Origin of the sequence: Bacillus sp. AFS088145, from assembly GCF_002564465.1 — a bacterium.
Lineage (GTDB): Bacteria > Bacillota > Bacilli > Bacillales > Bacillaceae_G > Gottfriedia.
In genome coordinates this window covers 24,382-49,205 of the sequence record NZ_NUUX01000009.1, presented here as the reverse complement: position 1 = coordinate 49,205, position 24,824 = coordinate 24,382, and the positions used below count along the sequence as shown (strand labels likewise).

Annotated in this window: 21 protein-coding genes; 6 read left to right on the top strand and 15 right to left on the bottom strand. The window is 31.8% G+C overall.

Annotated elements, in window-relative coordinates:
* Nucleotide 1 precedes the first annotated feature (1 nt).
* From COI44_RS06320 to COI44_RS06300, 5 genes are all read right to left on the bottom strand, one after another.
* Nucleotides 2–1,060: a zinc-dependent alcohol dehydrogenase gene (locus COI44_RS06320; RefSeq protein ID WP_097976743.1), complete on the bottom strand. Its 1,059-nt coding sequence runs from the start codon at nt 1,058–1,060 to the stop codon at nt 2–4.
* A gap of 35 nt (nt 1,061–1,095) precedes the next feature.
* Nucleotides 1,096–1,950 (bottom strand): carbohydrate ABC transporter permease, encoded by an 855-nt coding sequence (locus COI44_RS06315; RefSeq protein WP_098427160.1) that lies wholly within the window; start codon nt 1,948–1,950, stop codon nt 1,096–1,098.
* Nucleotides 1,934–2,818, bottom strand: coding sequence for a carbohydrate ABC transporter permease (locus COI44_RS06310; protein ID WP_098427159.1), 885 nt, complete (start codon nt 2,816–2,818; stop codon nt 1,934–1,936). The genes COI44_RS06315 and COI44_RS06310 overlap by 17 nt, the downstream gene beginning before the upstream one ends.
* 167 nt (nt 2,819–2,985) lie before the next feature.
* The gene (locus tag COI44_RS06305; protein ID WP_098427158.1) at nt 2,986–4,275 is read right to left on the bottom strand and encodes an ABC transporter substrate-binding protein; all 1,290 of its coding nucleotides are present in this window, start codon (nt 4,273–4,275) and stop codon (nt 2,986–2,988) included.
* Between the two features lie 11 nt (nt 4,276–4,286).
* Nucleotides 4,287–5,969, bottom strand: coding sequence for an alpha-amylase family glycosyl hydrolase (locus COI44_RS06300; RefSeq protein WP_098427157.1), 1,683 nt, complete (start codon nt 5,967–5,969; stop codon nt 4,287–4,289).
* Nucleotides 5,970–6,468: 499 nt separating this feature from the next.
* Between COI44_RS06300 and COI44_RS06295 the strand changes: the two genes are divergently transcribed.
* Nucleotides 6,469–7,488, top strand: a complete 1,020-nt coding sequence (locus COI44_RS06295) for a LacI family DNA-binding transcriptional regulator (RefSeq protein ID WP_098427156.1) — start codon at nt 6,469–6,471, stop codon at nt 7,486–7,488.
* A 23-nt stretch (nt 7,489–7,511) separates the two neighbouring features.
* Complete coding sequence (gene pgmB, locus COI44_RS06290; protein ID WP_098427155.1) at nt 7,512–8,183, top strand: beta-phosphoglucomutase; 672 nt, start codon at nt 7,512–7,514, stop codon at nt 8,181–8,183.
* A gap of 98 nt (nt 8,184–8,281) precedes the next feature.
* Here pgmB and bioB read toward each other — a convergent pair whose 3' ends face one another.
* From bioB to COI44_RS06275, 3 genes are read right to left on the bottom strand one after another with little or no spacing between them, the layout of a single operon-like run.
* Nucleotides 8,282–9,277 carry a biotin synthase BioB gene (bioB, locus tag COI44_RS06285; RefSeq protein WP_098427154.1) on the bottom strand — a complete coding sequence of 332 codons (996 nt, stop codon included), beginning with the start codon at nt 9,275–9,277 and terminating at the stop codon, nt 8,282–8,284.
* 19 nt (nt 9,278–9,296) lie between these two features.
* Nucleotides 9,297–9,980: a dethiobiotin synthase gene (bioD, locus tag COI44_RS06280; RefSeq protein ID WP_179887029.1), complete on the bottom strand. Its 684-nt coding sequence runs from the start codon at nt 9,978–9,980 to the stop codon at nt 9,297–9,299.
* Nucleotide 9,981: 1 nt separating this feature from the next.
* Complete coding sequence (locus COI44_RS06275; protein WP_098427152.1) at nt 9,982–10,554, bottom strand: biotin transporter BioY; 573 nt, start codon at nt 10,552–10,554, stop codon at nt 9,982–9,984.
* Between the two features lie 139 nt (nt 10,555–10,693).
* Between COI44_RS06275 and bioA the strand changes: the two genes are divergently transcribed.
* Complete coding sequence (gene bioA / locus COI44_RS06270; RefSeq protein WP_098427151.1) at nt 10,694–12,052, top strand: adenosylmethionine--8-amino-7-oxononanoate transaminase; 1,359 nt, start codon at nt 10,694–10,696, stop codon at nt 12,050–12,052.
* A 156-nt stretch (nt 12,053–12,208) separates the two neighbouring features.
* On the opposite strand, the gene COI44_RS06265 is transcribed toward bioA, so the two are convergent.
* From COI44_RS06265 to COI44_RS06250, 4 genes are read right to left on the bottom strand one after another with little or no spacing between them, the layout of a single operon-like run.
* Nucleotides 12,209–13,369, bottom strand: a complete 1,161-nt coding sequence (locus COI44_RS06265) for an MFS transporter (RefSeq protein WP_098427150.1) — start codon at nt 13,367–13,369, stop codon at nt 12,209–12,211.
* Between the two features lie 41 nt (nt 13,370–13,410).
* Nucleotides 13,411–14,724: a VTT domain-containing protein gene (locus COI44_RS06260; protein ID WP_098427149.1), complete on the bottom strand. Its 1,314-nt coding sequence runs from the start codon at nt 14,722–14,724 to the stop codon at nt 13,411–13,413.
* Between the two features lie 40 nt (nt 14,725–14,764).
* Nucleotides 14,765–16,123, bottom strand: a complete 1,359-nt coding sequence (locus COI44_RS06255; protein ID WP_098427148.1) for a sensor histidine kinase — start codon at nt 16,121–16,123, stop codon at nt 14,765–14,767.
* A 1-nt stretch (nt 16,124) separates the two neighbouring features.
* Nucleotides 16,125–16,823: a response regulator transcription factor gene (locus tag COI44_RS06250; RefSeq protein WP_098427147.1), complete on the bottom strand. Its 699-nt coding sequence runs from the start codon at nt 16,821–16,823 to the stop codon at nt 16,125–16,127.
* Between the two features lie 237 nt (nt 16,824–17,060).
* Between COI44_RS06250 and COI44_RS06245 the strand changes: the two genes are divergently transcribed.
* A complete protein-coding gene (locus COI44_RS06245; RefSeq protein WP_098427146.1) occupies nt 17,061–20,177 on the top strand; it encodes an efflux RND transporter permease subunit in 3,117 nt (1,038 codons plus the stop codon).
* A 299-nt stretch (nt 20,178–20,476) separates the two neighbouring features.
* Here COI44_RS06245 and COI44_RS06240 read toward each other — a convergent pair whose 3' ends face one another.
* Complete coding sequence (locus tag COI44_RS06240) at nt 20,477–20,806, bottom strand: hypothetical protein (RefSeq protein ID WP_098427145.1); 330 nt, start codon at nt 20,804–20,806, stop codon at nt 20,477–20,479.
* Nucleotides 20,807–21,053: 247 nt separating this feature from the next.
* On the opposite strand from COI44_RS06240, the gene COI44_RS06235 reads away from it, so the two are divergent.
* Both COI44_RS06235 and COI44_RS06230 read left to right on the top strand, forming a co-directional pair.
* Complete coding sequence (locus tag COI44_RS06235; RefSeq protein ID WP_098427144.1) at nt 21,054–21,821, top strand: TSUP family transporter; 768 nt, start codon at nt 21,054–21,056, stop codon at nt 21,819–21,821.
* A 243-nt stretch (nt 21,822–22,064) separates the two neighbouring features.
* Entirely contained in the window at nt 22,065–23,114 is a 1,050-nt protein-coding gene (locus COI44_RS06230) for a YeiH family protein (protein ID WP_098427143.1), read from the top strand.
* Between the two features lie 109 nt (nt 23,115–23,223).
* Here COI44_RS06230 and COI44_RS06225 read toward each other — a convergent pair whose 3' ends face one another.
* Both COI44_RS06225 and COI44_RS06220 read right to left on the bottom strand, forming a co-directional pair.
* Nucleotides 23,224–23,763 carry a DUF2179 domain-containing protein gene (locus tag COI44_RS06225; protein WP_098427142.1) on the bottom strand — a complete coding sequence of 180 codons (540 nt, stop codon included), beginning with the start codon at nt 23,761–23,763 and terminating at the stop codon, nt 23,224–23,226.
* Nucleotides 23,764–24,150: 387 nt separating this feature from the next.
* A complete protein-coding gene (locus COI44_RS06220; RefSeq protein WP_098427141.1) occupies nt 24,151–24,774 on the bottom strand; it encodes a TetR/AcrR family transcriptional regulator in 624 nt (207 codons plus the stop codon).
* Between the last annotated feature and the right edge of the window lie 50 nt (nt 24,775–24,824).

Sequence of the window (24,824 nt, the reverse complement as noted above, 5' to 3'; positions counted from 1 at the left end):
ATTATTTTTTAAATTGAACACCCATCTTAATGCTTAGCTCGGGCTTTTGATCAACAAATTCCATATACGATTCAGCTACTTCTTCAAATGAAACAACTGGTTCAATTAAATCTTCACAATTTAAATAACCATTCATTAATAATTCCCAACAAGTATTTTCGATTCGTTTACGTGACCAACGTGGATAATCCGGATTTGGTTCACTACTACCTCTTGAAAATACAATTTTAGCATTGTTAAAATGTGCTTCACGACCAAGATTAAATCCTTCTGGGAAAGGTTTAGCAAAAGCTACATAAGAAATTGTTCCACCGTATGCAATTCCTCTTAGTGCTGCTTGCAGTGAACTTGATACACCACTTGTTTCAATGATTGAATCTGCACCTAATTTATTAGTAATTTTTTTAATTTCATATCCTAAATCGCAGTTAATTGGATCGAAGCAATAATCCGCTCCATTTTTTAACGCGATATCGCATCTATGTTGTAATGGATCTACACCAATTACAATACTAGCTCCAGCTTTCTTTGCTAACTGGATAGCAATTTGTCCAATTGCACCTAGTCCTACAACTACTACATAATCACCCGCTCTAACATTCGCATCCCTAACTCCGCTCATTGCAAATTGTGCTGGATCATAATAAACTGCATTCTTCCATGAAGAACCTTCTGGCATTTTACGTAATTTATAATTATCTACAGCATTAACGATTACGGTTTCCATGATTGGACCATAAGTACAAACTTGATCTCCTAATTTGTACTCAGTCACTTCATCACCGATTTCACAAATGCTACCTACAACCATATTTCCTAATTGAAATTCACCAAATACGATTCCACGAGCAGCTCCTTCTTCACGTGGCATAAACATTTTCCATTCTTCATTGAACTCTTCATCAATAAATGGACTAAGTCCTCTAAAATCAACCACTTCTGTACCATGTTTTGGTGAAGCAAATTCGACTTTAATTTTTACTTCATTTGGTTGTACAAGGCGATCTTCGTACTCGACTAATGCTGCAACTCTTGGTTCAACTGCTACTAATTTTTTCATTTTATTTCATCCTTTCAGTAAAAAATTGTTTCGAATTAACCTTTTACTCCACCTTCAGTTAAGTTACCTTTAATAAAGTGCTCAGATAATGCATACATAATAACTACTGGTAAAGCAGTAACTAAAGATGCTGCCATCATACGACCCCACACATAATCTGGTGTACTGAATAAAGTATTTAAACCGATTGGTAACGTAAAGTTTTCTGAACTTGATAAGAAAATTGATGCAAATAAATAATCATTCCATGCAATCATAAATGCATATACGAAAACAGAAATGATTCCCGATATTGACAAAGGAATAATAATATAGAAGATTATTTTTAATCGACTAAGACCATCAATCATAGCCGCTTCTTCCAAATCTTCAGGAATTGTATCAAAATAACTCTTTAACATAAAAATCGCTGTTGGTAGAGTTTGAACAATCATCGTAATAATCAATGCCATTTTTGTATCATATAAGCCAAAGCCAGAAATTATTTTGAATAAAGGAACTACTAGTAAAATCCCTGAAAACATATATACAGTGTAAAAACTAGCATTAATTGTGACTCTTCCTTTAAATTTCAGTTTCGATAATGCGTAAGCTCCTAATATTCCAAGTACTACAGATAATGAAGCTGCTATTATTGAAACGATTAAACTATTTTTGAAGTAGTTTATATATGGGAAAATTGTTGGGTTAAAAATGTCAATATAATGCTGGAAAGTCCATTCATGTGGCAATATTGTCGGATTTGTTGCAATAGCTTCTTTTGAACTTTTTAATGACGTCATTAGCATAATAAAGAATGGAAATAACATGATTCCCAGTATTAGAATCAACACAACATAGAAACCAGTTTTTTTAATAATTTTGTTTCTTTTACTACTTACTGCTGCCATTTAAGTTCACCCTCTTTCTTGATACGATAATAACAATGAATAATATGATGAATAAGATTACTGAAATTGACGATGCTTTTCCTAGATTATTGAAAGCAAACGCAGTTTCATATAAATAAATACCTAAAATATTTACTTTGTTTGTTAATAAGTAAACATCTGTAAACATGTAGAACATCCAAATAAATCGTAAAGTTACAACCGTTAATAATACCGGCATAATCGCTGGTAAAGTTACAACTTTAAACTTTTGCCATAGTGAAGCCCCATCGATATCAGCAGCTTCGTATAATGATTTATCAATCGTTTGCAAAATTGCTAAAAACGATATAAATGCGTAAGGGAAATACTTCCAAATTGCAAAAACCACTACAACTATAAAACTACTAACTGGATTGTCAAACCATAGTGGCGCACTTTTAAATAGATGAAAAACATCCGTTCCTAAGTAATTAATAATCCCATATGAGTTATTGAACATATATTTCCAAGCAAAAACTAATGATATTGAAGGTGTCACATAAGATAAAATAATTAATGAACGAGCAGTTTTACGAAACTTAAATGGGCGATTAAAGAACAGCGCTACAGCAAGCCCAAGTACTGTACTACCAACTACAGTTAAAACGGTATATAAAATGGTAATACCTAAAGATTTATAAAACTCAATATCTTTTATAACATCAGTATAATGAGATAAACCAACAAACTTAGCTCCTAATCTCGGATTAATCGGTTGATCGAAAAAGCTTATTTTAATATTTGATAACATCGGATAAGCAACTAATAATAGTAGTAAGAACATACTTGGTAAAAGAAGTATTAGCGCTAGTTTTATATCAGATTTTTTTTTGGCAATCGGTTTCATGCTACCTCCTAAAAAACAATCTATTCCCTATCTGGTTAGATTGGTGATAAAAGAAAAGTTGTTTAAAAAGCAACTTAGCTTGCTTTTCAAGCGTTCGTTCTTCATAAACAACTTTCACTAATTAAGAAATCAAATTACTATTACTAGGTATATTGAATTAAAAGTAATTATTTTAATACACCCTTTAATTTTTCTCCTGCTTCTTTAATAGCAGAATCTACGCTTTTTCCACCTACAGTAACTTCATTAATTAACTTAGCAACCGCACCTGAACTTGTAACATCACCCATTTTTAAGAAGTTCTTGTTATCAACAAGACCAAATACTTGAATGTTATCAAACGCGCTTGCGATTTCAGTTGAAAGCTCACCAAATGAATTTACAACTTTATTTTCTTTATATTCTTTGCTTTCTGTTACTTCTTTATTTACTGGTTGAGATCCACCTGGAGACATTAATACTAACTTCGTATTATTTTCAGGTTTTGCCATAAACTCTACTAATTTTTCTGCTGCAGCTTTTTGGTCATCATCTAAACCAGAAGAAATCGTGTAAGCAGATACTGTTCCATAAACTGCTTTTGTTTTTTCAGTTGGAATTACAAATCCAATATTGTTTGTTTTACCTTCTTCATACACTGATGGAAGAATATAAGTTGAATAAACTGCCATTGGAGCAGATCCATTCATGAAAGCATCTTTTACTTCTGTAACATCATTAGAACCCGGCATTGTATATTTGGATAATTCTTTATAGTAGTTTAAAGCTTCTTTCATTTCAGGTGTATTTAATGTTAAATCACCTTTGCTATCGAACATATTTGCATTGTTTGATAAAGCGAATTGTGAGAAGGCTTGCTCAGAAAAACCACCTTCAGCAGTTGGAATTGCAATACCGTATTTTTTACTTCCACTATTCGTAAATGCCTTTGCAATCTTTAAAACATCATCCCAATTTTTAGGTTCTGCGAATCCTTTGTCAGCAAGCATTTGCTTGTTATACCAAATTCCTTGTACCCAACCACTAATTGGAACACCAGTATAATTTTTGCCGTCCTCAGTTTTTAAAAGCTTTAACGCACCTTCATAATACTTATCTTCTCCAACTTTAGAGATAATTGATTTAACTGCATCTTTATCAATTAATTCGTCCTTGTCCATAACTTTTGCATAGTCTTGTCCAACTTCAATAACCGCTGGAAGCTTGCCTGAGCTTGCCAAAGTTACAACTTTCGTATTGTAAGAATCTTCCTCAACTGGAACTTGCTTTACTGTAATATTTGGGTTTGCTTTTTCAAATTTAGAAATTAAATCAGTAATTACTGCTAATCTCTCTTGTTCAACAGAAGAATGCATAAATTCAATCGTTACTTTACCATTCTCTTTTTTACCGCCACCACACGCTGTTAATCCAACGGCTAACATTAAAACCAAGAACATACTTAAAAATTTCTTCATTGTTCTTCCTCCTAATTTACTGGTTTTAACCAAAGGAATTGATATGGATCTAAAGAAATGTATTCATTAAATTCTTCAACTTCTCCAGTTAAAATATTCATATACTTTCCATTTAAATCACAATTAACTTCTTCATTTGATAGATTGTGAAGAATGACAATGCTCTCATCTTCATTTATACGTTTAATGGCAAAGACTTTCTCATTAACTTCAAGTACTTCCATTATTACATCTGGATTAAATAATTTTTCACCCTTACGCACTTGAATTATTTTCGTTAATTCAGTGAAAACTTTATTTCTTAATGATCCTTCTTCTTTTAATTCTTTTTCAATTTCAACTAGTGAATATTTTTGGCGATTAATCGAACGATTCATACCTGTTCTTTCTACACCTGCATAATCGTTTCTAGAGCCAAGCATACTTTGAATATAAATTGCTGGAACTCCCTGGAATGTTAATAAAACTGAATGTGCTAATAAGAATTTCTTTACTCTTAGATCATCACTTGATGATTGTTTATTTAAAGCATCTAAGTAAGTTACATTAATTTCATATGGACTTTCAGTACCATCTGAATTTTTCTTATAATTTACTAGTGCACCTTCTACTTTTAAATCCTCTACTAATGAAAGTATTTCTTCTTCAGGGATTATTCCACGAATCGGATTTAAACCAATTCCATCATGAGAAGCCAAGAAATTAAAGAAAGTTGTATCCTCTCCAGAGCCTTCAAGATTTTTTGCCCAGTTTGTTAATACACTTCCATTTCCATTATGAAGTGAATATAAAACTAATGGCGGAAGTGGAAATTGATAAACCATTTGTGCTTCATCATGTCCATTTCCAAAGTAAGAAATATTATCTAAATGAGGTACGTTTGTTTCAGTAATCATTACCGTACCCTTTGCAGCTTCATCTAATAAATCACGGAATAATTTTACGATTTCATGTGTTTTTTCAAGATGGATACAAGAAGTGCCAACTTCTTTCCACATATACCCTACAGCATCCAGCCTTACATATTCTGCTCCTTGTTCCAGGTAAAACAGTAAAACATCAACCATATCTAATAAAACTTGTGGATTACTAAAGTTCAAATCAATTTGATCGTCACTAAATGTTGTCCAAATGTATTTTTCCTCACCATTCGCTAATTTAAACTTTGATAGCAATGGAAGTGCTCTAGGTCTAGTTACTGAGCTTAAATCAATTGATGGATCCATTTCAATGAAGTAGTCTTTATATTTTGGATCACCATTTAAATAGCTTTGAAACCATTCACTCTTACTTGAGATATGATTACAAACATAATCAAACATGATTCTTGCTGAATTCGACAAACTTTCAATATGTGACCAGTCACCTAAATCCGGATTTACTTTTTTATAATCAACTACTGAAAAACCATCATCTGATGTGTAAGGATAAAAAGGTAAAATATGAACAAGTTCAAATTTATTTGCTAAATGTTCATCAAACATCTTCTTAAAAGTTTCTAATGTAGGAATTCCTTCTTCTTGAAACTGATCACCATAAGTTATTAAAACAACATCTGACTCGTCCCAGTTTAGTTTCCTTTTTTTAGTGATTTTTATTTTTGCTTCTTCAATTCGTTTTACGATTGCGCTATAAAGTTGATCAATGTCCTTGTTTTCATAAATAAAAGCTAATCTTTCTTTTATTTTACTCATATGATTCCTCCTTGTGGTATCGCTCCCACAGAGATGTAAAAAAATTTGAGCTTTACATTGGTACCGCTCCCACAATCAATATATTATAGAAAGCGCTTACTGTCAATTTAAAAAAGTTAAGTACAATATTTTTTTACTAAAAACTTATTTTCAAAATAATTATTAAAAACCTAATCTTTTTACTAATTTTTTGTTATTGGTACTTTTTTCTATTCTCCATATAATTGCCTAGTATTATGACAAGATTAACAAGTTAATCCTGCTATAATATTTATCTTTTATCTTCACAGTCTTGACAAATTTTAAAAAAAATCGATACTATCAGTTATACTAGGAAGGATTTTATCAATTAATCACTCCTACAATAATATGTGCAAATGATATATAAATATACTTTTATTTTATATATCCACCTCATATTTTTAAAAATAATAATAAACAATAAAATGTAAACGGTTTTATTTTATTAATCAGTTCAAATTAGAAGGGGAGAATACAAATGGGCCCTACAATTTATGATATTGCTCGTGTCGCTAACGTTTCAAAGTCCACTGTATCTCGTGTACTAAATAATAAAGATAATATTTCAGAAGAAAGCCGTATCCGAGTTATGAAGGCAATTGAAGAATTAAATTACCAACCAAATAAATTAGCTCGTGCTCTTACATCAGCAGGCTTTGATGCGATTTTGGTTATGTCTCGTTCTACAAAAACAACTGCTGGTAACACCTTTTTCTCTGAAATTATTCACTCTATATCAACGAGATCAGAAGTAGAAAATTTTGATGTCATTATACAAACATCAAAAAATAGCAAAGATGAATTAGATAAGTGTATCGAAAAAATTCGCGGAAAAATGATAAAAGGAATTTTAATGTTAAGTTCACCTGCAAATGAGGAATTTTTTAAAGAATTAGATAAATATGAAATCCCAGTAGTCGTTATTGGGAGAGTGGAAGGAAATTATCAACATGTCTATTCGGTAGATACTGATAACTTTAATGATAGCTATCAATTAATCCAACATTTGATAGATCAAGGACATTCCGACATTGCTTGTCTTCATTCATCTCTTGATTATCATGTATCAATAGACCGTTTGGAAGGATATAAAAAATGTCTAATTGATAACGGAATACCACTTCGTTCAGATCGAATTATTGATAGTGGATATACAATGGAAAAAGCCTATGAAACATCAGAATCACTTTTGAAATCTAAAGATTTACCTACTGCAATTTTTGCAATAGATGACCTAAAGGTTATTGGACTTTATAATACAACCTCCAAGTTAGGAATATCTATTCCGAAAGATATATCAATTATAGGCTATAATAATGGAATTTTTTCACCACTTTTTTCTCCTCCTTTAACAGGAATCGAGATTCCCGTTATGAAGCTAGGAGAAATAGCTACAGATTTACTATTTAAACATATTAAAAATAAAACTGAAAATACGGAGCATATTATTGTTCCCACAAAACTAGTAGAACGAAAATCAGTAGCAAAATTAAATTGATTGAAGTATAGGAGGATATCATTTTGAAAAAACAAATTGAAGCATTTATTTTTGATTTAGATGGTGTAATTACAGATACTGCTGAATTTCATTATTTAGCATGGAAAAAACTAGGTGAAGACTTAGGAATACCATTTGACCGAGAGTTTAATGAAACGCTGAAAGGTGTAAGTCGAACCGATTCATTAGAAAGAATCCTAAAATTAGGAAACCGTCAAAATGATTTCACCGAAGTTGAAAAAAATGAATTAGCAACAAAAAAGAATACTCATTATGTTGAATTAATCCGTAATATTTCTGAAAAAGACCTATTGCCTGGAATTGAATCATTCTTAAAACAAATTAAACAAGCGGGCATTAAAATTTCAATGGCATCTGCTTCCAAAAATGCATTAATGGTAGTTAAGGCTTTAGGAATTATTGATTATTTTGATCATATCGTTGATGCCTCAACTGTTATTAATTCAAAGCCGAACCCAGAGGTATTTTTAAAAGCTGCTGAAGCTGTATTTGCTAAACCTGAAAACTGTATCGGTGTTGAAGACGCTGCTGCAGGTGTTGATGCGATTAACGGGGCTAATATGTTCTCGGTTGCGATTGGAGATAAAACTATTTTATGCCACGCTAATCTAGTCTTATCATCCACTGAAGATTTAGATCTTGATCGAATTATTGATCAGTATTTATCAGTTTAAATCACCATTTTTTATTCTAGAATAATTTTTTATACAAATTATCTTCATAAAAAAAAAAACGAAAATCTAAGTTTTTAAGATTTTCGTTTTTTATTTTATTATGAAAATATCTCTTCTTGTTTTCCAACCAACTCAATCTCAAACCCTAAATCTTCAAGCATTGCATGGTCACTATTTGTCTCCTGACCCTCCGTAGTCAAATAATCGCCTATAAAAATACTATTTGCAGCATACAGTCCTAGTGGTTGTAAACTACGCAGATTTACTTCTCGTCCTCCAGAAATTCGAATTTCTTTCGTTGGATTTATAAAACGGAATAGTGCCAATACTTTTAAACAATAACGCGGATTTAATTCGTTCACACCTTCTAGTTTCGTTCCATCAATAGCATGTAAAAAGTTTACCGGAATGGAATCTGCATCCAATTGTCGTAATGACCTCGCGATTGAAATAACATCTTGTTTCGTTTCTTTCATCCCTATAATAGCTCCTGAACACGGAGAAATACCTGATTGTTTAACTTTTTCAACCGTATCAATTCGATCCTGATATGTATGGGTTGTTGTTATGTAATTATGGTGCTCAGCTGATGTATTTAAATTATGATTATATCGATCAACACCTGCTTCTTTAAGCTCATTTGCTTGATGATCCTTAATAAGACCTAAACACGCACATACTTTCAAACCATACAATTCTTTAATTTCCTTAACCGCATCAGTTACTACATTTACATCTCGATTCGTTGGTCCGCGCCCACTTGCAACAATGCAATATGTACCTGCTTTTAATTCAAACGCACGCTTTGCCCCATCAAGAATTTCTTCTTTAGATAGAAAAGGATATTTCTCAATAGGTGCACTAGAAATTGAAGACTGGGAACAATAACCGCAATCCTCAGGACAATAACCACTTTTAGCATTAATAATCATATTAAGTTTAACTTTTTTTCCATAATAATGTTTCCTTATGATAAATGCACCGTTTAAAAGTGAAAGTAAATCATCATCTTCACATGACAATATGCTTAAAGCTTCCTCATCTGAAATTTCTTTACCTAAAATAACCTCTTGCGCTAATTTAGTCCAATTCATTTGATCACTCACCATTTCATTAATTTTTTGTTAATAATTGCTGAAATTCTAAAATAGATTCTTCCGTAAAGAAATCCATCTGCTCCGGTATAACACCAAGAACGTTATGACCTGTTAATTTTTCTAGCATAACTAAATTATCTTTTTCCATTTCACCCATAACTGATGGTACTTTATTAATTAATAATCCCATTAGATTAATTTGATGTGATTTTAAATATTCAGTTGTTAATACAGTATGATTAATTGTTCCTAGCTTTAATGATGTAACAAGGATTACTGGTAAGTTTAATAGTTTTATTAAATCAATCGTTCCAAAATTTTCTTTTAGCGGAACCGCAACTCCGCCCGCTCCTTCAACAAAAACAACATCATGCTTATTTTCTAATTGCTTATATTTTTCTAAAATAACTTGCTCATCAATATAGACATCTTCTAGTTTACTAGCTAAATGTGGTGAGACTGGTGTATTCAATGTATATGTACTGTAGTAATCATGCTCTTCTGTTAGTTCTAGCTTCTCTTTATAAAAGGCTGTATCTTCCCCTATGAGTCTATTGTTAATATTAACGACTCCACTTTGTATTGGTTTATAGGGTATTGCATCAATTCCTTTTTTCTGCAAGCAATCCACCATTTGGGCAGTAACATAGGTTTTTCCAATATTCGTATCGATACCAGTAACAAAATATCCTTTTCCCATCTTAAGCAGCCACCTTTTTTTCATTTTCTCTAGCTTTTGCAAAATGGGAATGTAGGCGCACCGCTAATACTCCCCCAAAAACAGCTAGTAATAAATCTTGTCCAATACTATATACGAGTCCCATCATAAGAACTTCTTTTAATGAAACGGGACTATCTAACCAAGTGTTTAATGAAATATATACATATGTAATGCCTAAAATATAAACAATAATTAATCCGATTACATTAGCAAAAATAAAATTCTTAAGTTTTGGGTTCTTTGTTTTTTCAACAATTGATCCAATTACAAACGCAGCAATAATGAAACCGATTAAATAGCCAAATGTTGGTTTTAAAACATATTCAGGTCCGCCACCCGAAGCAAATACTGGTATTCCGATTAATCCAATTCCAACATACAGTAGTTGACTCATCATCCCCTTTTTACTTCCTAAAAGGCAGCCTGCTAAAAACACGAAAAGAATTTGAAGCGTAAAAGGAATCACTGGTAAAGGAATCTTTATAAAGGCTCCGATCGATGTTAGTGAGGCAAATAATGATATGACTGTTAGTGATAAAGTTCTATTTTGCATCGTATCCCCCCTATTAGTTTATGAGTTTGATAAATTAGCAAAATTTGACAAACTCACAAAATTAAATTAACATGCAATTGAAATATATGTCAACCAAACTATTAAATAAGGTTAACATATAAAACAGGGGGGAACATATATGAACCATGAACTCTATCAAGATTTATCTAAAAAAAATAAACAATATCTTTGGCACCCTTTTACTCAAATGAAGGATTATTTAAACGAAGATCCGCTAATTATTTCACATGGTAAAGATCGAAAACTATATGATGTATTAGGCAATGAATATTACGATGGTGTATCCTCTATTTGGTTAAATGTTCACGGTCATAATATTCAAGAATTAAATGAAGCTATTCATGAACAATTAGAGAAGGTTGCCCATTCAACACTTCTTGGAATGGCCAATATACCTGCAATTCTTTTAGCAGAGAGACTTGTTGAAATCTCTCCAAGCGGATTAGAGAAAGTTTTTTATTCAGACTCAGGTGCTACCTCAGTAGAAATTGCGATTAAAATGGCCTATCAATATTGGCGAAACATAGGAAGATCCGGTAAAAATACTTTTGTTACAATGAAGGAAGCTTATCACGGAGATACAATCGGAGCAGTGTCCGTAGGGGCAATCGACTTGTATCATCAAGCATATAACGAGTTAATGTTTCCAAGTTTAAAGGTTTCTTATCCACATCTTTATCGTTCAAAATATGTAGGAACTGAAGAAGAAATAATTAATTCCTATTTAAAAGAGGTTGAAAATTTATTCATCGAAAAAGCTAATTCAATTGCAGCATTAATTATTGAACCAATTGTACAAGGGGCAAGTGGTATTATTGTCATGCCAAAAGGGTATTTAAAATCAATTCAGGAATTATGCATAAAGTATGATGTATTATTAATTGCTGATGAAGTTGCAACAGGATTTGGTCGAACAGGTAAAATGTTTGCTTGTGAACTAGAAGGAGTTACGCCAGATATTTTAACTTGTGGCAAAGGGTTAACTGGTGGCTATTTACCAGTAGCAGCAACTTTAACGACTAACAAAATTTATGAAGCATTTTTAGGTACATACGAAGAACAAAAAACTTTCTTTCATGGGCACAGCTATACAGGTAATCCCCTTGGATGCGCTGTTGCATTAGCGAATCTAGATTTATTTAATAAAACGAAATTATTACAACATGTCGAAACAATCTCAACTTATGTCCAAGAGAAACTGATGCAATTTAATGAGTTAAAACATGTTGGAGATATACGTCAAAGTGGCTTGATGATTGGAATTGAACTAGTAAAATCAAAGGATACTAAAGAAGCTTTCCATTGGAATGAAAGAATTGGTGTGAAAGTAACCAAAAGAGCAAAAGAGCTTGGGCTACTCACCCGTCCACTTGGAAATGTTATTGTCTTAATGCCTCCATTAGCGTCAAAGGAATCGGAGCTTGATGAAATGATTGATATTCTTTATCGCGCTATTTCTGAAGTTACAGAAATGTAAACTAGTCACTTGAGTTTTAACTTTTTGATAAACTTATCATTCTTTTAAAGGTTGAGTTAGAATGCCTTCATCATCATTAATTTTCCATAAAAAAACAGAAAAACCCTTCATGTTGGTTTTTCTGTTTTTTTTCCAATAATCTATTTAGTTTTTTAGTCACTTCTTAAATTTCTTTAACGTTCTCGTTAACAAAAAAGCAGTAATTAATGCTATTACTCCGTTTATATAAAATGAAATCGTCGCTCCAAATTGTTGCCATAACCAACCTGTTAGCAAAGAAGCTGGAAAAAAACCAATTCCAGAAACCATCGCATAGAAACCGAGTGCCGTTCCCCTCTCATCAGGTCTCGCTAATTCTACGACAAGTGCTTTTTCAACCCCTTTTGTTAAAGCGGAATAAAGACCGTATAGAATAAAAAGAATGACTAAACCAGTGGCTGAGTGAGCTTCTGCAAAACCGATATAAACGATTCCATATAAAGCATACCCAGCCGTTAGTATTCCTCTACGTCCATATTTATCGGAAAAAGCACCTGAAATATAAGAAAAGGAAGAAGCTGTTAAATGAAATAGTAAATACATCAATAAGACACTTTGATTCGAGAATCCAAGATTTGCTGCTCTTAATAACAAAAAAGAATTGGATGAATTTACAATTGTAAACAATAGTACAATTAATAATAGTTTCTTTATATTGGAATCTAAAAGCTCCAATTTAAACTCTAACTTTCTTGATGGCTTATAAGGTTGCTCAATTGGTTTATTTATGCTTTCCTTTACACTAAATAAAATAATCCAACCGATTGTTATCGGAACCAATGAATATAAAAACACATCCTTAATATTTTTATTTCCTACCGCTTGCAAAATAACAATAGCTGTTCCTATTCCTAAAGCAGCTCCTAACATATCCATCATTTGATGAATACCGAAAACTCTACCTTGCTTATTTTTCCCACCAGATTCTGATATTAAAGCGTCTCTTGGGGCTGTACGAATGCCCTTTCCTGTTCGATCAACTAGCTTCCAAATGAAAACTCCGATCCATGAACTTGAAAAAATTAGAACAAACCTTCCTATACCTGATAACCCATATCCTAGAATCGCCAAGCTTTTTCTGTTCTTCAGTCGATCTGAACGCTTACCAGAATATAACTTTAATACACTAGCCAGACTTTCGGATAAGCCGTCAATAAGACCGATTATAAAAGGACCTGAGGCTGACAGAATAATAGGGATTAACGGTGTTACCATGTAAGTACCCATGTCTGTAAAAAAGCTGACCAGACTTAATATCCACACATTCTTGCCTCTCATAATCCATTACCTCCTTAAATCGTAATAAAAGAAGATTACAGTCATTCGACTTGCTTTTTTAACAATTTTTCCTCACGTATATTCTCTTTTAACAGCGAGACAAATCGAAATAACTCCAGTGATAATATGATTCCACTTAACCAAACTGAGCTGAATACAAACCCAGCAGCAATGTCACTAGGTAATAAGTGGTGCAAATAGACGCTGCTTATAGAAAATAGTAGAACAACAAAAATAAAACAGAAGAACATTACGATATTAAGTAAATAAGCTTTGTTATGCCGAACTAACATAATAATGAAGTAACCTAATACTGTCAAAATCAACATAGATTTTTCATTTGGAAAGTTTTTACTTACATTACTACCTAACATAAAGTTGAAGATCCAAGGAATCCCAATGGATAGGATAAGAATTCCAGCTAAACTAGCGATAAAAAAGAGCAATTCTAGCCATTTATTTTTGTTGTTTATTAATATGACAAGAATGGTAGCAAGTGAGACTGCCAATAAAACCTTCCATGTCGATAATGAATAAATAAAGTTCATACTCCCATGCCAATTTTGATTAAATAAATTAAAAACAATGGTCTTGAATACGGAATTGAATTTATCAAATTCATTACTAATTTTGTCCTGAATTAACCCGATCATTAAGATAATGAACGTAACGAAAAAAATTAAACACGTTAGGATGATCAACTTTAATTTCATGAAACTTTTAAATCTCTTGAAACTTGATTCAAAAATTAATAGTAATGACTCTTTAATTATTTCCTTATTTGCTTTAACAACAAAGAAGGTGAGTACTATAATACCTAATAATATACTACCTAATACTAACCATTTTTTAATTTCTACTTGATAGATATCCCATTTTGGTCCCATGATTTGACCTAACCATATAAAGGTTCCAACCCAAAGAAATACACCAATATAGGAAAAGATAGCAAAGGATCGATACGGTAATTTAATGATTCCGGATATGATGCTTGCGAAATGTCTAATCCCTGGAATAAAGAAAGATACAAGCAATAATACCTTCCCATATTTTTCATACCATTTTGACATTTTTTCGATCTTTTCAGGACCCATATGGATATAGTGTCCAAATTTGCGAAAAAACGGTGTACCAAGTTTATATCCTAACCAATAGGAGATTGTTACTCCAACAATTCCTCCAAGGCCAGCAGAAATAATGGACAAAACAATATTCATTTTCCCATGAAAACATAAAACACCTACATAACTCATTAATGCTTCATTCGGAATAGGAACTATAATCAATTCCAACATTAATGATAAAAATAGGATTATATAACCATATTCATTTAATAAATGGATGATTTCGTTCATATTAAAACCTCAATCTTCAATACTCATGTACTGATTATTTTCACTTAAACTCATCTAGTGGAAATACTACCTCTACTTCCGTTCCTACATTTTCAACACTTTTAATATTAATTTTCCCATTATGCAAGCTAATTATATTTTTTGCAATTGAAAGACCAAGTCCAGTGCCACCACTAGTTTCACGGCTACGCGCTTTATCAACTCGATAAAATCGTTCGAAAATATTTTCTAATTCTTCCTCTCGAATGCCTATTCCAAAATCTTTTATTTGAAGAATAGCAGCTTCACTAGTACTACTAATATTTACTTCTATTTTTTCAGCACTGTATTTTATAGCATTATCCAAAAAGATAATAATAACTTGTTTAATTTTAAGCTCATGTCCTTTAATAAATATTTTCTGTTTTTGTGCTTGTAAAGTAATTTCTCGTTTATACACATTTTGCAGTTGTACTAGCGTTGAATTACACAAAGCAACTAGATCGACTGGATTCATTTCGATTTTTTTTAAATGTTCCGATTCTGCTAAAGTTAATAATGTTTTTGTTAAATCTTGCATACGGTTGGCTTCCGAATAAATCGTTTCTATTGCTTCCGTCGCCATTTCCTCATTTTTCAAACCACGTCTTCTTAATAAATTAGCAAAGCTACTAATGACAGTAATCGGAGTTTTTAACTCATGAGAAGCATCTGAAACAAACTGTTTCTGCTTTTCGATGTTTTCTTGTAACCTACTGATCATTCGATTAAACGTGCTTGCCATTTTATGCAATTCATCTTTCGTTTCATTTTTTATTAAAATCTTTTTTGGAACCCCACTTTTTTCAATATCTTCCATCGTAGTAATCATAGAAGTAATTGGGTTCATTATGATGCGTGTTAACCATCTTCCAGCCATCATTGATAAAATTGCAGAGACACCAGTAACGATTGCCATTATTGTTAATAACAAATCTTTTCGACCTTCAAGTCCTACTAACAACTCACCAATTTCGAGCGTTCCAATCACTTTTTGGTTCTGTAAAATTGGTACGCGTACGACTATATTTTGATGCTCACTAAAAGGGATTAGCTTCGTTTCTTCTTTCTTAGTGAATTTAGGTTTAATACGATTCAAAAGTTTATCATTACTTACTTCTGTCACTATTTTTGAGTTTAAATCAATAATTCGAATATAGGAATGATTAGACATAAATGGATATAATGCTTCTTCATTTATCACCAATGAGTTATGGATTTCATGTTTTTTTAAAATTTCATGCGCCTTTTGACTTACAACATGCTCTTCCATATTTACAGTTGTTTTCATAAACAAATAAAAAACTAACCCGTTAATTAAAATTAGAATGATTAAAATCCATGAAGTAATTAATAAATTTATTTTAGTTGTTATTTTCATCTTAACCCTTCCTCATTGTGTACCCCACACCTCGTATAGTTCGAATTAATGGGACGTCAAAGTCCTCTTCAATTTTCTTTCTTAAATGTCTAATGTACACATCAACAACATTTGTTTCCCCTTCGTACTCATAACCCCAGACGGTAGTTATGATGCCTTCTCTAGTCACAATTTTATTTTGATTTGTTAATAGATAAACTAATAAATCATACTCTTTTGGTGTTAATGAAATGACTTGATCATCCCTCTTTACTTCTCTAGCTTCTAAATTAACAACTAAATCCTCAATCGTTAAAGTGGGATTTTCGTCTTCGCTTTTCTTAAATTCATGAACTAGATTACTTGAACGTAGACATGAACGTATTCTTGCTAAGACTTCTTCGATTTCAAAAGGTTTTGTAATATAATCATTAGCACCATAATCAAGTCCGATAATTTTATCATGTGTGGCATCTCTAGCAGTTAATAAAATTACTGGCACAAATTGATTTGTTTTTCTGATCCTTCTTAAAACTTCGATTCCACTCAATTCAGGTAACATAACATCTAATAAAATTAGATCGACATTATTGCTTAAAGCCGACTCTAAACCAGCTTTTCCATTATGTTCGACTAACACTTCATAACCCTCATATTCTATTTCTAATTTTAAAACTCGAGCTATATTTATTTCATCCTCAATAATTAAGATTTTCTTCATTTAACTCACCTATTTCTATTAATAGTTTTAGTATCTCTATTCTATTTTTAAGACTGATTCTAGTCTTAGAAGTTCCTTGTATAAATGCCATTATAGAACTTTTGATTCGTATTTTTTTCATTTTAATCTAATTTTAATTGATTATTCATTAAAGTTTCAGTTTGGAATTTTACAATGACATGGAGTTGATTTATGAAATAATTTTCAATTTAAAATAAAAATCTTAGGAGGTTTAAGATGAAAAAATTTATAGAAGGGACCATGCAAAGAGCAATTTTAATGATTGTTTGTGTCGTTATGATTGTAACTTGGGGTGCTATCTCAGCTTACCAAATGCAACGTGATTATTTACCAGGTATAAACAATTCAACTCTTACTGTAAGCATGCGTCTACCTATGTACCAGGCCGATCAAGTAAAACAAAATATTACTAATAGTCTTGAAAGTGCTGTAAGAACAACAGAAGGTTTACAAGATATTGAAACTAGCTCTTATGATGGCGGAGTTTTTATGAGTCTGTATTTTCCAATGAATACAGATATGAAACAAGCCGAAGTTGATGTAAATAAAGCTTTAGAAAATGCAGACATTCCTCCGACAATTACATCTAAACCTCTAGTTACTAGACTTACAACTAGTTCATTCCCAATTCTAACTTACAGTTTGACTAGTGATAAATTAGATGATAATACTTTAAAATCAGTAACTCAAATGGATATTGTGCAACACCTTAAAACAGTACCAGGCGTATCTGATGTTTCAGTGTTTGGTGGTGCAAAAGACGGATACGTACTAGCTGTTAGAACGAAGGACCTAGCAAAATATAAACTTACTTTAGATGACTTAAATAAAGCTTTAGCTGTATCAGTTCCGTCCTTACCTGAAGGAACGATCTTACAAAATCAATTGTCTATTCCAGTTAAATTTGATGGATGGAATTTAAATGAGAAACAATTAAATGACGTAAAAATCAAAAATTCAGATGGTGATCAAATTCCACTTTCAGCATTTGCAACTGTTACTCACGCCCTAAATGATGTAAAAACGATTGCAAGAACAGATGGAAAAACAAGTGTTCAATTAAATGTTATTAAAACTCAAAGTGCAAACATTACCGACGTAGCAAAAAATGTGAAGGAAAGAATTCAAAGCTTACAACAAGTAAAAGACGGTACTGTAAAACTAACACCTCAATTAGATCGTGAAAAAGAATTAAATGATTCATTAAACGGTTTAATTCGTGAAGGTTTACTTGGATGTCTTTTCTCAATGATTTGCGTATTTTTCTTCTTCCGCAATGTAAAATCAACATTAGTCATTGCAATTTCATTACCAATTTCTTTATTAGCAACAACTGCAATCCTAAAATCAATGGGTATTACACTTAATATTTTAACCGTTTCAGGCTTAATTGTTGCAATGGGTCGTATTGTTGATGATTCCATCGTTATCCTTGATAATATGTACCGTAAAAGAGAACAAAATCCTGATAAATCTTTACTATTTTCATTGAGTTCAGCAGTTTATGAAATGACACCTGCAATTTTAGCATCTACTCTTACGACAATTGCTGTATATATTCCAATTGCCTTTGTAGGTGGAGCTATTAGTGCTTCATATAGTGGTTTTGCATGGTCTGTTGTTATCTCTCTAATTATATCGTTCTTTGTAGCAATTCTTGTTATTCCAGCACTTGCGTTAATGGGTTGGAAAAATAATACAAAGAAAACAAGTGCTGTTTCTTTAGAACCAATGATGAAACCGATCTTATTATCATCATTAAAGAAGAAAAAACTTACAATTTTCATTTCAGCTTTACTATTTATTTTCGCAGTAGCATTTGGTTCGTTTTTACCTGTTTCATTCTTACCAAGTGCTAAAACTGGTCAAGTGGCAATTAAACTTGAATTACCTCAAGGAAGTACATTAATGCAGGTAGATTCCGAGGTTCAAAAGGTAGAAAATCAATTAAAAGAAAATCCAAAAGTAAAATCTTATCTATCTAATTTTGGATCAACCAATACGCCACAAAGTGATGATGTATTTGACCAAGGCGGTGGTTTCCTACAAAAACCTAACGTAGCTAACATTTCGGTTGCTTTAAAGAACGAAAAAGACTCAGACCAAGTCATTAAAGAACTTGGAAAACAACTGCCACAATTATCTAAAAATGTAGCTTATACTGTTTCAAGTCAAAGTATTGCTGGTGATGATTCTTTATTGAAAGTCATATTTACTGGCTCTGATCAAACTACACTAGATAAAATTGCAGATCAAATGAGATCAAAACTTGTTAAAATTGATGGACTAAGTGTTGATGGAAAAGTAGATTTAACATCTGGACTTCCAAAATATAAAATTACATTTAACCAACAAGCAATTGAACAAAATGGAATTCAATTAGCAGATATAACGAAAGTAATTAACCGTTATATGTCACAATCTAAAGATGCTACATTTGTAGTTGACCATATAAGTCTGCCAGTTGATATGTATCTTGATCAAATTAGTAGTGGAAATACTCAAGTTCAATTAAATGCATCGCCAGAAGATGTAATCAATTCACTTAAAAATGAAACTTTCTTAACAAGTAGTAATAAAACCGTCAAACTTGAACAAATTGCATCTATTACGAAAGATAATGCTCCTTCAACGATTAATGAACGCAATGGAGAGCCTTACTCAATCGTTACAGGTCAAATTACTTCAAATGACATTAGTAAAGTTTCAAAACAAGTTGATTACGTCATTAGTAAACAAGCTCTTCCAAAAGGAGTAAGTTACTCTATGGGAGGTATTACTCAACAAGTTAAAGAAATGATTTTTGATATGTCAATTGCCGTAGCCTTCTCTATACTTTTAGTTATGGTCATTACTTCATCATTATTTAAAGGATGGAGAGCTCCAGTTTCAGTATTATTAAGTATCCCACTAGCTTTAAGTGGTGTTGTTATCTCTTTAGTAATAGTAGGTGGAGAGTGGAACTTAGCAGCACTAATCGGGGTCTTAATGTTAACTGGAATTGTAGTAACAAATGGTATCGTACTAGTTGATAAGATTGAGCGTAATCGTAAAAACGGTATGAATACCGAAGAAGCCGTTATTTCTGGTAGTCTTTCAAGGATTAGACCAATCTTAATTACAGCAGCTACGACAATTTTAACACTATTACCACTAGCATTTTCACATCAAGGTGATACTGTTATTTCACAAACATTAGGAATTGTAGTAATAGGTGGGATGATCACTTCTACCTTAAATAGCTTTTTAGTAATACCAATTATTTATCAATGGTTGCATAAAAAACAATCAAATAAGAAAGTGATTTCAACTGAGGAAGTTAATTCACTATAATTTTTTAAAGGTAACTCTTGTATTTGAGAGTTACCTTTTCTATTTTAGAAAACATATGAATGTGACTGCTGCGAAGATCATGAATTTGACTGCCGCGAACACAAGAAATGCGATTGCTGCACAGATGTAATTGCTAAAATATTAAGTGCTGTACAAAATAGTCAATCATCATCTCATTGCGATGAAAAATTACGATTAATATCAACATTAACAATAAATAAGCAATTTCTCGAGATGAATCTAACTCAAACAAAGACAAAAAAATAGAGTGAAGAAACCTAGTGTTTCTCACTCTATTTTTATTTATTAAAATCGATTTCCTTTGTTATTGAATTGCCTTTTATTTCTTCTAATGAATTAAAATAAATCTCAATTTCACTCATTTTTAGTTGTATTTCTTTAATTGAATCCTCTAATATTTTCCTTAAATCATTTTGTACTTGTTTAATAACTTCATCATTTTCAAGACCCTCTAATCGGATAATTCGGTTTACCTTTAGTTCTTCAAGCGCCATCTTCATTTCGATCTTAGTAACAATCTCTTTCATTAAACGATTGACGTTTTTTTCAAAGTATTTTTCTTTGGCTTGTCCTATTTCTGTAGTTGTAATTTTTTGTTCGAAATTCAATCCATACACACCTTATCATTAAATTATCACATAACAATATATGCGAAATTTTAGAAAGTGGTACAAGTTGACATTAAAATCTCATCTATTAATTTCAGTAATTACTTTAGTTACCTTAGACGGAAAAAATGTTACTACTTTTTATTTTGTAATAATAAAAATAATTCTTATATTACTAAATTAATAATTTACTTTGTTTCCTATTTTAACTACTATCATATTAGTAAATAAAAGAAAGGTAGATTTGATGATATTCCATATTGATCCGTCGTTATTATTAACTTTAAGTGTATTTGGATTTTTAGCTGCATTTATTGATTCTGTGGTTGGAGGCGGTGGGCTAATTACTTTGCCAGTATTATTATTTACTGGTCTATCTCCAGCTGCTGCCGTCGCAACGAACAAATTAGCTGGGTCAATTGGCTCTTTAACGAGCACAATCATGTTCTATCGTTCTGGAAAGCTTGATTTGAAATCTGTTTATAAGTTATTCCCACTCACATTTATTGGTTCCATTTTGGGAGCTTGGACAGTTCATTTAATTGACCCTACAGTTCTTAAGCCTCTTATGCTCGTTATGCTTGCAGCAGTTGCAATATATACTATTTTTAAGAAAGATTGGGGAGATACTACTACCAATAAAAAGCTGTCAGTTACTCGTATTATTCTGTTTATGCTTTTAATTTTTGGTATTGGTTTCTATGATGGATTTATTGGCCCTGGAACTGGTTCATTCCTAATATTTGCTTTTTTAATGATGGGGTTTGATTTCTTAAAAGCTGCAGGCAACGCAAAGTTTTTAAATTTTGGTAGTAATATTGCTGCATTATTAATGTTTATGTACTTGGGACAAATTCATTATGCCTATGGGTTAGCTATGGGACTTGCACAAATAGCAGGAGCAATTTGTGGTTCAAAATTTGCTATTAAAAAAGGCAGTGGCTACGTTCGAATCCTTTTTATTACAGTAACCTTTATCTTGTTAGCAAAAAATACTTTTGATTATCTTCATTAAGATATTGGAATTCACAACAACTAATGCAATATAAAAAAAAGGGTAAGCAAAAATTTAGAATAATTTTCTAAACCCTTTTTTTATTTTATAGTGATTCCTTAATATAAACTAATAAAAAACTGATAGCAATTATTCCATTTTCATCCCCCTATCATCGTATTTACTTATCATAACTATAATAATAATTTATTTTCCTTATCATAAATAATTCGATACGATATTACTATAGAACCCCACGAGGAGATGAACACATTGGAACAAAAAGCAATAATTGTTACTAAACCAAATCAGCAAAAAAAGCCTGCTAAACAGATAAATGTTTCTATGATATATGGAGTTACTTTTACATTTATCATAGCTGTTTTAGGTTTTCTTCTAGCAAAGTTACCATGGTTCGATCATGTTGGACCACTTGCATGTGCCATTTTACTTGCTCTCGGCTATAGACAATTTTTTGGTTATCCCGAAAAATTGCGCGATGGCATTCAATTTTCATCAAAAAAACTATTAAGATTCGCCATCATACTGTACGGATTAAAGCTGAACATCGTTGTTATATTTAGTGAAGGTTTGCCATTATTACTGAAAGGGGCTGGAACAATTATATTTTCGATTGTTGTTCTTTTGCTTATAGCAAAATGGCTTAAAGCAGACCTTAATTTATCTCTATTATTAAGTATCGGAACAGGCATTTGTGGCGCCGCTGCAATCGCTGCAGTATCTCCAATAATTAAATCAAAAGATGAAGACACAGCTATGGCCGTCGGTATCATTGCATTAGTTGGCACAATTTTTTCCATCATTTATACTCTAATCTATCCTTTATTACCGATTAGTCCAACTGAATATGGAGCTTGGGCTGGAATCAGTCTTCACGAGATTGCTCATGTTGCTTTAGCAGCTGCTCCTGCAGGTCAAGATGCTCTTACTCATGCATTACTTGCCAAACTCGCTCGTGTTTTTCTATTAATTCCGGTTTGTTTTATCCTTTTATTTTGGATGAAAAAGAAAGGAAAATTAGATGGAGAAGCAAAATTGGAGTTTCCATGGTTTTTAATTGGATTTGTAATTATGAGTTTTGTAGGGAGTTACGTTCTTGGAAAAGAAGTTCAAGTAACTAAAAATTTCATGTCAGACATTGCTGTTTTTACATCATTTATCTTAACAATGTCTATGACTGGCTTAGGATTAAATATTAACCTAAAAGAGTTACGTACGAAATCATTACGCCCTCTAATCGCCATAATCATCACATCAATTCTTCTATCTTTCGTTACATTTATTTTGGTTTAATTAAATATACATCCTTAATTGGCAGACACTTCCCCCTTTAAATCATTAAATAAAAAAATCAGAGAAACTATACGCCAGTTTCTCTGATTTTTTACTTACTATCTAGTGTCTATAATACGTTTGATTTCTTATGTTTTGCTTTCTTCATTGAATTTAATAAAAATCCACCCTTAAACCTTCTCGCTTCATATGAAATAATAAAGGCACTTGGTTCATACTGCTCTATAAGTTCCATGAGTTCAGGTTCTCTATTACGTTTTGTCAATATATCCAAATGATAACGCTCGCTGTCCCTTCCTTCTCCTTGGAACACGGTCACTCCGAATCCTTCCTCACGAAGTCGGTTAATAAGTAATTTATTTTTGTTCGTTAAATTAACTACTAAAGTCGTATATCCGATCGCTAAGCGATTTTCTACGTAACTTCCAATTAAAATGCCAATTCCAAATCCGACTGCATAAACAATCATTGATAATGTACTTTGGTCTCCAGAAAAAACAAGCGACAATCCAAATACGTAAATAATAGCTTCCAAAAAACCAAAAAGCGCAGCAGACACACTCAACCCTTTTACAAGAAATATTGTTCGTAATGTTAAGACAGGTACATAAATCAATTGTAATAATAAAATTAGTAAAATATCTTTCAATTTAGACACCTCAAAGTTTAAATTTTTAGACGGGGCAGATTTAGGTATTTAATTTGTTTCATCCTAAGCCTTGCTTTTAAACTTTATTTAAGGAATCAAAGTGAAAGCCTAGTAGAAAATTATTTTAATAATAAAGCTGAATTGATGCGTAAACAAAGTGATTTTTTGTATTATTTACCAGTTGTAGTACTTAATTCAACTTGTTCAGTTAAATTCCTGCTTATCTTTTAGGCCATTAAAGGATTACTGTAAAAATAAATCGAACCTACTATTCTAAAACAATTACTCATAAGCGTTTTATGAGTAAAGTATTTTCATTATCTCAATTTTGAATATGTTTTATTTAACACGCAAAAAAGAAGATCTACTCAAAAAGTAAATCTTCTTTTATTTATTGCCCATTATTCCATTCCAAAAGAAGTCTATAATCTGTTCAGCCATTTCATCTATTGTAGAGAAAATTGATTTTTGATCTGTATCCCTATAATTTCCAACCGATAAAATTGCAAAGAACAATTGGGTATAGAATTTTGGATTACCTTTAGGTATTTCTCCATTCTCTATTGCCGTTGCGATTGCTTTTTCAATCACATGATACATCATTTCTTCCGCTCTATTCATCTGTTGTAATTGCTCATCTGATAAAGACACTTTCGCATCTTTCGTAAAAGCTTTTAAATCAATTTCAAAAGTTGCTCTTAAATGGACTTTAACCATTTCGTTGAGATTTTCTTTTAACGATTTATCCGTAGATAAAATCACAGCAATTCGATCACTTATTCGAAGCATCATTTGAACCATTGCATCCGTAAAGAGATCTGCTTTTGTTGGATAATAATAATAAACCGTTGCTTTGGTCACACCACACTTCTTAGCCACGTCATCCATTGAAACTAATTGATATCCGTTTTGAAGGAACAATTGGATTGCATTTTCAACGATTGTTGTTTTTGTAGGCTTTTTTTTTGAATCCTGCGGTGGTCTTCCAAGAGGCCGTTTAATTTGTTCCAATTTGCTTCTCTCCTAACCTTTTAATTCCAATTCATTATAACATAATAAAA